This window comes from Enterococcus saigonensis (assembly GCF_011397115.1).
Taxonomy (GTDB): Bacteria; Bacillota; Bacilli; order Lactobacillales; family Enterococcaceae; genus Enterococcus_C; species Enterococcus_C saigonensis.
Genome location: NZ_AP022822.1, coordinates 1,144,683 through 1,156,227, shown reverse-complemented (window position 1 = coordinate 1,156,227; position 11,545 = coordinate 1,144,683). Strand labels below are relative to the sequence as shown.

The following is an 11,545-nucleotide window of genomic DNA, read 5'->3' as shown; positions in this document are numbered from 1 at the left end:
TTCACTGGATTACAAAAATAGTATACCATTCTTTGGTTGCTTATTTTTTTCAAAAAAGTTCGCTTACAAAACGTAATTTGAAAAATTAACCTAATGCTAAACCAGGCTTTGCATTTAAATCAAAGCTGGCAGTATGTCTTTTGGCCAACTCCACGTGCGCAGCAGCCCCAATCATCGCTGCGTTATCACCACACAAGCGCAACGGTGGTACAATTAATTCAACTCCTGGAACTTCTTTTGGTAACTCTTTTGCCAATCGTTCGCGCAATCCCTGGTTAGCTGCAACTCCTCCTGCCACAACCAATTGTTTGACTGGCCAATTTTGGCAAGCTCGAATTGTCTTGGCGCTCAAAACATCCACTACACTAGCTTGAAAACTCGCCGCTAGATTTTCTTTACTCAATTTTTCCCCTTTTTGATTGGCATTGTGTACTAAATTAATAAAAGCGCTTTTCAATCCACTAAAACTAAAATCATAATTATTTTCATGAATCATTGCTCTTGGAAAATGAAAAGTATCTTTGCCAAGATGAGCAAGTTGATCGAGCTCTTTGCCACTAGGATAGCTCAAACCTAGAATACGCCCAACTTTGTCATATGCTTCACCAGCGGCATCATCACGTGTTTCTCCAATGATTTCGTAGTGACCATCTTCTGCCATGTAAACCAATTCCGTGTGGCCGCCACTTACTAATAATGCCAGTAGCGGAAATTCTAATGGTTTTACTAAACGAGCAGCATAAATATGCCCAGCCATATGGTTAACAGGAATTAACGGTAATTGATGTGCCCAGGCAAATGCTTTAGCAGCAGCAATTCCAATTAAAAGAGAACCAACTAATCCTGGGCCGTATGTGACGGCCACAGCGGTTAAATCCGTTGGTTTAACCTGGGCCTTTTCTAAAGCATCTTCTAAACAAAGCGTGATTTGTTCAACATGATGGCGACTAGCAACTTCTGGTACCACACCCCCAAAGCGCTGATGACTTTTAATTTGAGAAGCAACAATATTACTTAATATTTCATGACCATCTTTAATAACTGCAACACTAGTCTCATCACAGCTACTTTCAACGGCTAAAATTAATTCAGAATTCATTCTTTTGAATTGGCCCCACTTTCTTTAACATAATCAAAGCATCTTCCGGTGGATTTTGATAATAATCTCCTCTTCGACTGATGACTTCATAACCATGAGCTAAGTATAAATTTTGAGCAGAAAAATTTCTTACTCGTACCTCCAAAAAAATCTGGTTAGCTCCAGAAATTTTATCTACCAATTTCATTAAAAAAGCACCATAACCTTTATTTTGAACGTCAGGGTGGACTGCAAGATTGCTAATTTCAACTTCATCCAAGATTTTTTGATATGCTAAAAAAGCCACCAGGTGTCCATCTTCTTCTAAAATAAAATAGTTTGTTAGAGCATTTTTTAAATCAGCTAAATACTGTTCTTTTTTCCAAGGACTTCCTGTCTGATAGGCAGCCTCTGCAATGTTATACAATGAATTTGCCAATTCCGTCAAGTTGTAATCCTTTTTTTCTTTAATCTTAAAATCAGTCAATATATTTCACCATATCCAAAGCATCCTCATTGGTTTGATCATAATAAGCCGCTTTAATTGCCCGAGAAACATAACCCAATTTACGGTATAATCGCTGTGCATCTCGGTTACTTAAACGCACTTCTAAAGACATTGTGAGGCAATTATTTTTTTTAGCAAAATGCTCCAATTCTTGCATTAGAAATGTACCTATCCCATTTCCTTGAAAATTCGGATCGACAGCAATGTTAGTGATATGAGCATCATTACCAATGATACGACAACCAGCAAAAGCTAAGATAGTTTCATTTTCTACACACAAATACAAATGAGGTAACGGCGATATTAATTCAGTTAAAAAAGCTGATTTAGTCCAAGGCAATTCTCCATGGTAAACATTTCGTTCTACTGCTAAAAGAGCTTTAATATCATCATTTGCTACTTCTCGAACAAACCAGTTAGGATTATCTATATAAGGACGTTTGGTGTAATTTCCACTTTTAAAAGGTGGTTTAGGAAAAAAAGCTTTAAATTTTTTCAACATAATTTTCGTCACCTGTCCAATCTTTCTGGGTGGCTATCCAATTCTCTTCTGCTTCAACGCGCTTCAAATATAAAGGTAAAAAGGCGGCAATATCACTCACAGGCGTTTTTTTTGCTCCCAACTCTGCTAATACAGCACCGCTTGGCAATTGCCAATGAGGCACCTCGTTTAGTGTGGCCTTTGGTAAGACTTCTTTTATCTGATTAGAAAATTTCATAACATCTTCACCAACAAATAAAATATCTCTTTCATGTTTCAACGAGACAAGTAAATCCTCTAAACTAATATGTCTATCTGCTTTAATATTTTGTAATTCATTTTGTTCCCATTTATAAAGGCCTGTGTATACATTGTTCCGCCTTGCGTCAAATAAAGGAACAATGACACCATGATAGTTACGACAATTAGCTGCAATTAAAGCCAAACTGGAGACACCCACTAATTCACAATGGAGCGTGTCTGCGAGTGTTTTTGCAGTTGTAACGCCAATTCTTAAGCCTGTATAAGAACCCGGCCCCTGGGCTACTACAATCCGTTCAATGTCTTGGGGTGTTAAGGCAACTTTAGCCATTAAGTCAGCAATAGCCGGCATTAAAGTCACACTATGATTTTTGTTAACATTTGTCGTAATTTCTCCTAATACAATATTTTCAGCCATCACACTAACTGTTAATGTTTTATTGGATGTATCAAAAGCTAAAATTTTCACAGGGTTATCCTCTCCTTTAACTCTAATGTATTTTACCACAAATTCAGAAAAGTTAAATCAACCCATAAATTGCGAAAAAATAAAAAATGTTACCGCATTAATTCATTTTTGCTACGGTAACATTTTCCAATTATTCTGTTAATAACGTTGATTCCCTTAGAATTAATTTCGTTCCTATTGTAATCTTACGTGGCACCGGTGCGTCGTCTTTTTCAATTTGTAGAATTGTTTCTACCGCCAATTCACCCATCCACTCAGTTGGCACCTGAATAGTAGATAAAGCCGGTGTTACATATTTTGCGACACTAACGTCATTAAAGCCAATCACCGAGATATCTGCCGGTACTTTCAACCCCGCTTCATGAATGGCTTTTAGTGCACCAACAGCCATCGCATCACTTGCAGCAAACAATGCACTCGGACGCTTTTTTTCAGATTGTAAAAAAGCTTTCATCGCGTGATAACCACCTTCAACAGTAAAATCACCTGTGATTTCATACTGTGAATTCAAAAGTTTCAATTGTCGCAAGCGTTCTGTAAACAAACTTAGACGCGGATCAATTATTTCGTTATGATAGTCTTTTGTAAATTCTACTCCCGCCAAAATAGCAATTTTTTCATGTCCTTCTTTAATAAAATGATCAATGACTAAGTCTACAGCCTGATGAAAGTCAATAACTAATGAATCAAATCCCGCGGACATCGCATCATAATCAACAAATAAAAGAGGTTGATTCATTTTTTTCAGCATTTTAATGTGCTTAGCATCAAATTTTCCCAAAGCAATAATACCATCTGTTTTTGCTTCTGAAAGTTCGGATAAAGATTCTTTTATAAGCTGAATATTGAGTTCTTCAGCTTTTCTTTCAATCCCCAAACGTATTGCTAAATAATATAAATCTGCCAACTCTTCTTCATCATTGTACCACTGAACCAAGCGTAAGCTTTGTTCAGCTTTTTTTTGCTTGTTTTTATACTTTGTGTAATTAAGAGCTTCCGCTGCTTCAAAAATTTTTCGCTTGGTTTCTGGTCCCACTGAAAGGCCCGAATCATAATTTAAAACCCGTGAAACAGTCGCAGGTGAGACGTTTGCTTTTTGGGCTATATCTTTAATCGTCGCCATAGAACACCTCCTCTTGAAACAGTAGCAAGTAATAAAAGTGAAATAAGTCAGCAAAGTCGCGAGCTCCTGTATTTTTTATTCTGAACAATTTTAAAGCGTATCGGTAAAACGGAGGAAGGCTTGTTGACCTGCTTCATCGCGCTTAAAGACGCCGGCATCTTCTAATACACGGGCGAAAATTTGCCCTACTTCGCTTCGAATGATATCCCTGGCGTTAGCTTTTGTAAACTCATGGCGTTGCATCATTTCATCTGCCCATGTCTTATGATATTCAGCCATGTTATTAGGTATTTGTAACACATACTTTTCAACTTCAGCTAACTCAGATAATAATCTTGGAGGTAGTACAGCTAATCCCATCACTTCAATCAAACCAATATTTTCTTTTTTTATATGTTGCACATCAGGATGTGGATGGAAAATTCCATCAGGAAATTCCTCTGAGATATTGTTATCTCGCAACACCAAATCAACTTCATATAAATCACCATTTCTTCTGGCAATCGGTGTTACTGTATGATGTGGTGTACCATCTTCACTATAAGCCTGAATACAAACACTTTCATCTGAATACTGTTTCCAAGCCTGTAAAATATATTCGCAAGCATTTATCATTTCCGTTTTATCTTTTCCCTGTAAACGAATAACAGACATCGGCCATTTGACAATTCCTGCCTTAATAGTTTTAAAAACACTTAATTGGATTTCTTTTTCAATAGGAGCCTTCGCCATCGCAAAGGTGTGTTTCCCGCCTTGGTAATGATCGTGTGATAAGATTGAGCCACCAACAATAGGTAAATCCGCATTCGAGCCGACAAAATAATGCGGCAAAACTTCAATAATAGTCAATAAACGCTCAAAAGTAGCTCGACTAATTTTCATAGGACGATGTTCTTCTGATAAAACAATACAATGTTCATTATAATAAGCATAAGGAGAATACTGAAACCCCCAACTTTCTCCATTCAAATTCATCCGGATGATACGATGATTGCTACGAGCTGGATAATTCATACGACCTTTATAGCCTTCATTTTCCATACAAATCATACATTTTGGATAATGAACAGTCGCTACATTACGCAAGGCTGCTATTTCTTTAGGATCTTTTTCAGGCTTGGAAAGATTAATTGTGATTTCAAGATCACCATATTCTGTTGTTGCAGGAAAAACAACATTTTTAGCTATTGCACGAGTTTTAATATAATCATTTTCTTGGCATAATTTAAAGAAATAATCCGTGGCATCTTCTGGTTTTTTTGCATAGTGTTGGGCGAAAAAAGCATTAACCACTGAAGGAGGTGGCGTCAAAAAGTCCATTAGTTGCGCTTCCAAAATTTCTTTTTGAGCTAGACTGTCATCAATTACACCGTTTTTCTTTGCTTTTTCAACCAAATCGTCTAATAACTCCAAAGAATTTTTTGTGTTTTGCGGATTAACTTCAGTAAGACTATCCTCACCTATTAATGCAATAATTCGATTTTGTAAATATAAGCGATCTAATTCCATATAACCGCCAGCTTGAATTGCTAACGTTACAAAATCTACCACTGTCTGGCTGATACTCATTATTTTACCTCCTAGTCTTCATAACCATGAGGATGACTGACGTGCCAATCCCAAGCTGTTTTAATAATAGCTTTAATATCTGTATAGGCTGGTTGCCACCCCAAAATTTCTTTTGCTTTATCGCTTGCAGCCACAAGTGTTGCGGGGTCTCCAGCTCTACGTGGCGCAACTTTTGCTGGAATTTCTTTTCCTGTAACTTCCCTAGCTGCTTCAAGCATTTCTTTAACGGAGTAGCCATTATTGCTGCCAAGGTTAAAGACATTACTATCATTACCCGCTTTTAAATATTCTAAAGCTAAAATATGTGCTGCAATTAAATCTTCTACTTGAACGTAATCACGAATACAAGTTCCATCTGGCGTTTTGTAGTCATCACCAAAGATTTGCAACGCTTCTCTTTGACCTAGAGCAACTTGTAAAATAATTGGAACCAAGTGCGTTTCTGGATCGTGATCTTCCCCAATTGAAGCATCTGATTTAGCTCCTGCAACGTTGAAATAACGCAAAGCAACATACTTCATCCCATATGCTGTATCACACCATTTCATCATTTTTTCCATCATCAATTTACTTTCACCATAAGGATTTTTAGGGTCCGTTTCTGCCGTTTCTTTAATTGGTACAACTTTTGGCTCACCATAAGTTGCCGCTGTTGAAGAAAAGACAATATTCTTCACATTGTTTGCTTGCATTACTTCTAATAAAATCTGCATACCATAAACATTGTTGTTAAAATATTTCAATGGTTTCTCTACTGATTCGCCAACTAAAGAACTGGCTGCAAAATGAATTACACCATCAATTGTTTCTTTTTTAAAAACATTCTCTAAGAAGGCTTTATCGCGGACATCTCCTTCATAAAAACAAGCATCTTTATGAATTGCTTCTTTATGACCAGTTAACAAATTATCTACAACTACTACGTCATATCCTTTTGTAATTAATTGATCAACAGCATGAGAGCCAATATATCCTGCTCCTCCTAATACTAAAATTGACATTTTAAAGCCTCCATTTTTTTATTTTAATTTACGGGCACCATCATCAATACTTGCTTTGTAAATATCTGTATCGTAGCCAATCTTTTCTTTGTAAGCAGCTTTAACATTTTTAGTGAAACGATCAAATTCGTTTGCTTTAACAAGGGCAATGGCACAGCCACCAAAGCCTGCTCCTGTCATGCGCGCGCCTAATACACCGGGTTGTTTCTGCGCTGCGTCCACTAAAGTATCCAATTCAATTCCTGTTACTTCATAATCATACTGCAAAGATGCATGAGAATTATTTAGTAATTTACCAAATAATTCCAAATCACCATTGACCAATGCTGTCTTCGCTTTTTTTGTACGTTCATTTTCAGTAACCGCATGTTTCGCTCGTTTGATCAGGATTTCATCAGCAATTAAGTCTGTATTATTCAAAAATTCTTCTTCTGATAATTCTCCTAATGAATGAATTGATAACTTTGTTTGCAAGCGACTCAAAGCCTCTTCACATTCACTGCGCCGTTCATTGTATTTCGAATCCGCTAATTCACGACGTTTATTGGTATTCATGATAGCTACCACGTACTCACCAAAGTCTGCTGGCACCAATTCATACTCCAATGTATTTGTATCGAGTAAAATTGCATGATCTTTTTGCCCCATCCCAATAGCAAATTGGTCCATAATACCTGAGTTAACACCAATGAATTTATTTTCTACTCGTTTTCCTATTTGAACTAATTCAATCATTTTCACGTCAAGATTGAATAAGTCTTGTAAAATAACGCCAGTTAAAAGCTCTATTGATGCAGAAGATGAAAGACCTGCTCCATTTGGAATAGTACCATAAAAAAGAATTTCCATGCCACTTTCAATTTTAAAACCATCATTTTTGAGAAAACGAATCATCCCTTTAGGATAGTTCGTCCAATCGTGTTCTTTACGAAATGCTAAGTCGTCAATTGTAAATTCAATAATCCCTTTTTCTGGGAAATTTTCAGAATAAAGCCGTATTTTTTTATCCTCTCTTTTGCGTGCTAACCCATAAGTACCAATTGTAATTGAAGACGGAAAAACATAGCCTCCGTTATAGTCAGTATGTTCTCCAATAAGATTAATTCGACCTGGTGCAAAGTATTCACCACTTGGGGTAGCACCAAATTTTGCATTAAAAATTTCGTGTAAATTTTTTGTCATCAAAAACACCTCATTGTCTTTATTTAGTAAATTTATTATAATTTATTTACTAAATTTTTTCAACGGTGATTTTTAAGCTAATTTCTTACAAAAAGTCGTTTAACTTTTATTTTTAGATGACTTGTTACATAATATAATAAAAGTATGAACGGAGTGATTGCGATGAAAAAATTTGTATCTGGTGTTCTTGTTGGAACCTTAGCTACTGTTGCAGCAGCAGGCGCTTTTGTTACAGCTGTCAAAAAACAAGTAATCGATCCTATCGACGAAAAAGAAGCAATGATTGAAGAAAATCGTAAAAAAGCAATGCGTAAACGTGTTGCACGCTAAAAAACACATCCTTAAGGATGTGTTTTTTTTTTGCATGTCTCTAAATAATACTATACTAATATTTTTCCCTTCAATATTACATAAAGATAAAGTCTATGAGACGCACTTTAAAAACTCAATTAATACAGCGGCTTGATTGCACCTTTCATCTTTAGCTCCGTATAATAAAGTTACTTTCTCTTCCTTTTTTATAATTGTTAACAATTCTGCCACTGCTGATTTAGCAGGTTCAGTTTGTAACTCAACCTCATACTTCTCTTTAAATATTTGAAATTTTTCTGGTTTGTGATTGAACCATTTTCGCAATTCAGTTGAAGGCGCAATTTCTTTTAACCACTTGTCTAAATGCGCATCTGCTTTTTTAATTCCCCGTGGCCAAACACGATCAACTAAAATGCGATATCCGTCTTTTTCATCATAGTCCTCATAAATTCTTTTTATTGTAACCATAATCAATTCCTCCTCTTCTAGTTTAACACTTCTTAATAAATCCCCCAAAAACAGATAAAAAGTCCTATGAATTCCAAAAAATCCTTTATAAAATTTGTTCTCTAATTCCAAAAATATTTAATAAAAAAACCGGAATAAAAGTCATGAGAGACTCTTACTCCAGTATTAAAGATTTAGCTATTTTTCTTTTTAACTTTACCTTCCCAGCTTTGATACCCACCTTTTAGTAGGTAAATATCTGTATAGCCAGCTTTACGCAATCTATTTGCAGCACGAACGGCAATCGCTCTTTTTTGATCGTAAATATACACGGGTTGATCTTTCCGAATACTGCCAATTGAATTTTTCAAAACAGAATAAGGTATGTTGCGTGCACCTAAAACGTGCCCAGCATCAAATTCATCTTTTTCACGAACATCAATCACTTGTGCTTTACGCATCCCTTCACGAAAAGCTTCTTGTTCGAGTGTTGTAGCAGATTTTTTCGCCATAATACGTAAGTATAATTCATTAAGCCCGATTCCTAATAAAATTGCGATTAAAACAATATCAATAATAATAATTGGAGACATCTCTTGTTTTCCTTCCTATTTCACGAAATCTAATGCTAATGAAGCTGCGCCGATAACGCCAGCTTCGTTGCCTAGTTGTGCTAACTTAATACTGGTACTCTCTGTCACTTGTGGAAAAGTAAACTCAGCAAAGTACTTTTCAACACGACTACGTAAAAATTCACCTGCAGCTGAAACTCCTCCACCCAAAACAATCGCAGACGGATTTAAAGTATTACCTAAATTCCCACAGGCTAGACCTAAATAAAAACAAACCTTATCAACGACCATTAAGGCAAATGGATCTCCCGCCTTAGCAAATTCAAAGACATCTTTAGATGAAATATCATAACCTTCATCTAATTGAGCTTTTAATTTAGAATCGCCAGCATATTCTTCAGCTAAATGGCGAGCTACACGTACGACACCTGTGGCCGAAGAAACTGTTTCTAAACAACCTTTTTTCCCGCAAGTACATTGAAAACCATCAGGATCAACTGTGACATGGCCAACCTCACCTGCACAACCAGCTACACCATGTAATAAATGTCCTTCAGCGATAATACCACCACCAACACCTGTACCAAGTGTAATAAAGACAACATCTGGATTATTTTCCCCAGCGCCTAACCAACGTTCACCAAGAGCTGCCACATTAGCATCATTGTCAATGGCAAATGGTATTTTCGTTCCTGCTTCAATTTGTTCTTTAACAGGTTGTAACGTTGTCCAATTTAAGTTGTAAGCTCCAATAACTGTCCCAGCGTTGCGATCGACGCTCCCAGGAGTCCCCATTCCAATACCAATAAAATCTTCTGGTCTCATATTATATAAGCCAAGATGGTGATTAATAGAATTCACTATTTCCGGTACAATATGACTGCCTTCGTCTAATATATTTGTTTCAATACTCCATTTTTGTTGAATTTCTCCTGCGGTCGTTAAAATAGCAAATTTCACTGTCGTACCGCCTAAATCAATTCCGATAATTTTTTTGTCCATGTACAATTATCCTTTCTGACGACTTTCTTCAATGCGATGCTCCCGTTTTAATATGCGCCAGCAAGTTAGATACGTATCGTGATCGATTAAGCGACCATCGTATAAATTTTTTAATTCAATTAACATTAATTCGATATCATAAATACGCTTGCCTACATATATATATATTCCAAAACGTTTAAATAGTTGCTGAACATCGTAAAGAGTTTCCATTTTAAACACTTCCTCGCATATTATACAGGCAATCCATATTTTTTTAAACCATATAAAAGACAAATCACCAAAAGAAATCCAAAAACAAGACCGGAAATTACACGAGTATGAATTGAAAAACGCCCGTGATTTTGTGGCAATGCTACGACATTACCTAATAGCAGGCCACCGATAACACCGCCAACATGCCCCCAAATATCAATAGACCGATCAAAAATACCAAATAATAGGCTAAGTCCAACAAAAAGTGCAAATTGTCTTACCATTCCTTGAATTGCGGGATTATTTCGGAAATAATAGCCCAACAATAAAAAGGCACCAAAAACACCAAAAATCGAAGTACTGCTTCCCGCTGAACGGATACCAGCGTCATTAAAAGCAAAACTCACTGCATTTCCCATTACACCACTAAATAAATACAAAATAAAAAAGCGCCAATGACCATAAATCGCCTCAACTTGCTGTCCAATAAAATACAAAACAATTGAATTGACAGCAAAATGCGTTAACGAAAAGTGAATCAATATTGGTGTTATAAAACGCCAATATTGATGGAAATACGCTACAAATGGACCAAACATGACGCCTTGTGCTTCAATTTGGAGACTTGGAATAAACATAAGCAGGTACACAACTGTTTGGACAGCCAAGAAGCTGTAAGTAACCACTGGTCGATTAAACCAGCGTTTCAATGTTATTTCCCATTCTTTATTCATAAGCAACCTCATTTCTACTGTCAGTAATTATTTTTGATACTGGCATATCAAATTTCTCTGGTTGCCAATCATCGGAAATCTGCTCACTAAAAACTAAACTAATCGTTTGGCCTTTATAATCTGTTAAAAAACGGTCATAATATCCGCCACCAAATCCAATTCGATATCCTCGACTTGAAAAAACAACCCCCGGTACAATTAGCAAATCAATTTCATTTTTTTCTACGATTGGTGCGACTAAAGGCTCTTCTACACCAAAATTGGAGACATAGTACTGTGTATGTTCATCAACCAGATGAAACGTCAACAACCGATCTTGAGGTGCTTTTGGTACGACTATTTTTTTTTCTTCTTGAAAAGCTCGTTGAAAAATTGGCTCTGTATCCAATTCGATATCTGTTGCTCGAATTACTCCAATACGATTAGCTTTTTTCCATTGACTACTTGCAAATAATAATTGCAAAATAATAATTTCCTTTTCCTTTTTTTTATCTTTATGAAGAGCAAGTTCATGTAACTTCACAATTCCTTTTTTACGTAATTCTTTTTTTTCCAACTTAACCGCTCCTTATTCAGGATATTTTTACTACACAAACCAGCATTTATTATTA

Annotated in this window: 15 protein-coding genes; 1 reads left to right on the top strand and 14 read right to left on the bottom strand. The window is 36.2% G+C overall.

Going from position 1 to position 11,545, the window contains the following annotated elements:
• Positions 1-85 precede the first annotated feature (85 nt).
• The 8 genes from tsaD to EsVE80_RS05395 all read right to left on the bottom strand — a co-directional run bounded on the left by tsaD (position 86) and on the right by EsVE80_RS05395 (position 7,672).
• The gene (tsaD, locus tag EsVE80_RS05430; RefSeq protein WP_173102803.1) at positions 86-1,099 is read right to left on the bottom strand and encodes a tRNA (adenosine(37)-N6)-threonylcarbamoyltransferase complex transferase subunit TsaD; all 1,014 of its coding nucleotides are present in this window, start codon (positions 1,097-1,099) and stop codon (positions 86-88) included.
• A complete protein-coding gene (rimI, locus tag EsVE80_RS05425; RefSeq protein ID WP_173102802.1) occupies positions 1,089-1,565 on the bottom strand; it encodes a ribosomal protein S18-alanine N-acetyltransferase in 477 nt (158 codons plus the stop codon). Before rimI (EsVE80_RS05425) ends, tsaD begins: the two co-directional genes overlap by 11 nt.
• A complete protein-coding gene (rimI, locus tag EsVE80_RS05420; protein WP_173102801.1) occupies positions 1,558-2,088 on the bottom strand; it encodes a ribosomal protein S18-alanine N-acetyltransferase in 531 nt (176 codons plus the stop codon). The genes rimI (EsVE80_RS05425) and rimI (EsVE80_RS05420) overlap by 8 nt, the downstream gene beginning before the upstream one ends.
• Positions 2,072-2,797 (bottom strand): tRNA (adenosine(37)-N6)-threonylcarbamoyltransferase complex dimerization subunit type 1 TsaB, encoded by a 726-nt coding sequence (gene tsaB / locus EsVE80_RS05415; RefSeq protein ID WP_173102800.1) that lies wholly within the window; start codon positions 2,795-2,797, stop codon positions 2,072-2,074. The genes rimI (EsVE80_RS05420) and tsaB overlap by 17 nt, the downstream gene beginning before the upstream one ends.
• 130 nt (positions 2,798-2,927) lie before the next feature.
• On the bottom strand, positions 2,928-3,920 hold the full coding sequence (locus EsVE80_RS05410) for a LacI family DNA-binding transcriptional regulator (RefSeq protein WP_173102799.1): 993 nt from the start codon (positions 3,918-3,920) through the stop codon (positions 2,928-2,930).
• A 90-nt stretch (positions 3,921-4,010) separates the two neighbouring features.
• Entirely contained in the window at positions 4,011-5,489 is a 1,479-nt protein-coding gene (galT, locus tag EsVE80_RS05405; protein WP_173102798.1) for a UDP-glucose--hexose-1-phosphate uridylyltransferase, read from the bottom strand.
• Positions 5,490-5,500: 11 nt separating this feature from the next.
• On the bottom strand, positions 5,501-6,490 hold the full coding sequence (galE, locus tag EsVE80_RS05400; protein ID WP_173102797.1) for a UDP-glucose 4-epimerase GalE: 990 nt from the start codon (positions 6,488-6,490) through the stop codon (positions 5,501-5,503).
• A gap of 18 nt (positions 6,491-6,508) precedes the next feature.
• Complete coding sequence (locus EsVE80_RS05395; RefSeq protein ID WP_173102796.1) at positions 6,509-7,672, bottom strand: galactokinase; 1,164 nt, start codon at positions 7,670-7,672, stop codon at positions 6,509-6,511.
• A gap of 162 nt (positions 7,673-7,834) precedes the next feature.
• Between EsVE80_RS05395 and EsVE80_RS05390 the strand changes: the two genes are divergently transcribed.
• A complete protein-coding gene (locus EsVE80_RS05390; protein WP_016172239.1) occupies positions 7,835-8,002 on the top strand; it encodes a DUF3042 family protein in 168 nt (55 codons plus the stop codon).
• 93 nt (positions 8,003-8,095) lie between these two features.
• Here EsVE80_RS05390 and EsVE80_RS05385 read toward each other — a convergent pair whose 3' ends face one another.
• The 6 genes from EsVE80_RS05385 to EsVE80_RS05360 all read right to left on the bottom strand — a co-directional run bounded on the left by EsVE80_RS05385 (position 8,096) and on the right by EsVE80_RS05360 (position 11,490).
• Positions 8,096-8,452, bottom strand: coding sequence for a DUF488 domain-containing protein (locus EsVE80_RS05385; protein WP_173102795.1), 357 nt, complete (start codon positions 8,450-8,452; stop codon positions 8,096-8,098).
• Between the two features lie 173 nt (positions 8,453-8,625).
• A complete protein-coding gene (locus tag EsVE80_RS05380; RefSeq protein ID WP_173102794.1) occupies positions 8,626-9,024 on the bottom strand; it encodes a rhodanese-like domain-containing protein in 399 nt (132 codons plus the stop codon).
• A 15-nt stretch (positions 9,025-9,039) separates the two neighbouring features.
• Entirely contained in the window at positions 9,040-10,005 is a 966-nt protein-coding gene (locus EsVE80_RS05375) for an ROK family glucokinase (protein WP_173102793.1), read from the bottom strand.
• 6 nt (positions 10,006-10,011) lie between these two features.
• Positions 10,012-10,218, bottom strand: coding sequence for a YqgQ family protein (locus tag EsVE80_RS05370; protein WP_173102792.1), 207 nt, complete (start codon positions 10,216-10,218; stop codon positions 10,012-10,014).
• Positions 10,219-10,238: 20 nt separating this feature from the next.
• A complete protein-coding gene (locus EsVE80_RS05365) occupies positions 10,239-10,934 on the bottom strand; it encodes a rhomboid family intramembrane serine protease (protein ID WP_173102791.1) in 696 nt (231 codons plus the stop codon).
• On the bottom strand, positions 10,927-11,490 hold the full coding sequence (locus EsVE80_RS05360; protein ID WP_173102790.1) for a 5-formyltetrahydrofolate cyclo-ligase: 564 nt from the start codon (positions 11,488-11,490) through the stop codon (positions 10,927-10,929). Before EsVE80_RS05360 ends, EsVE80_RS05365 begins: the two co-directional genes overlap by 8 nt.
• Positions 11,491-11,545: the final 55 nt, after the last annotated feature.

Excerpts from the sequence above, each read along its gene's own strand:
- tsaD (WP_173102803.1), bottom strand. The coding sequence starts at position 1,099 with ATGAATTCTGAATTAATTTTAGCCGTTGAAAGTAGCTGTGATGAGACT.
- rimI (WP_173102801.1), bottom strand. The coding sequence starts at position 2,088 with ATGTTGAAAAAATTTAAAGCTTTTTTTCCTAAACCACCTTTTAAAAGT.
- EsVE80_RS05410 (WP_173102799.1), bottom strand. The coding sequence starts at position 3,920 with ATGGCGACGATTAAAGATATAGCCCAAAAAGCAAACGTCTCACCTGCG.
- galT (WP_173102798.1), bottom strand. The coding sequence starts at position 5,489 with ATGAGTATCAGCCAGACAGTGGTAGATTTTGTAACGTTAGCAATTCAA.
- galE (WP_173102797.1), bottom strand. The coding sequence starts at position 6,490 with ATGTCAATTTTAGTATTAGGAGGAGCAGGATATATTGGCTCTCATGCT.
- EsVE80_RS05395 (WP_173102796.1), bottom strand. The coding sequence starts at position 7,672 with ATGACAAAAAATTTACACGAAATTTTTAATGCAAAATTTGGTGCTACC.
- EsVE80_RS05390 (WP_016172239.1), top strand. The coding sequence starts at position 7,835 with ATGAAAAAATTTGTATCTGGTGTTCTTGTTGGAACCTTAGCTACTGTT.
- EsVE80_RS05385 (WP_173102795.1), bottom strand. The coding sequence starts at position 8,452 with ATGGTTACAATAAAAAGAATTTATGAGGACTATGATGAAAAAGACGGA.
- EsVE80_RS05380 (WP_173102794.1), bottom strand. The coding sequence starts at position 9,024 with ATGTCTCCAATTATTATTATTGATATTGTTTTAATCGCAATTTTATTA.
- EsVE80_RS05375 (WP_173102793.1), bottom strand. The coding sequence starts at position 10,005 with ATGGACAAAAAAATTATCGGAATTGATTTAGGCGGTACGACAGTGAAA.
- EsVE80_RS05370 (WP_173102792.1), bottom strand. The coding sequence starts at position 10,218 with ATGGAAACTCTTTACGATGTTCAGCAACTATTTAAACGTTTTGGAATA.
- EsVE80_RS05365 (WP_173102791.1), bottom strand. The coding sequence starts at position 10,934 with ATGAATAAAGAATGGGAAATAACATTGAAACGCTGGTTTAATCGACCA.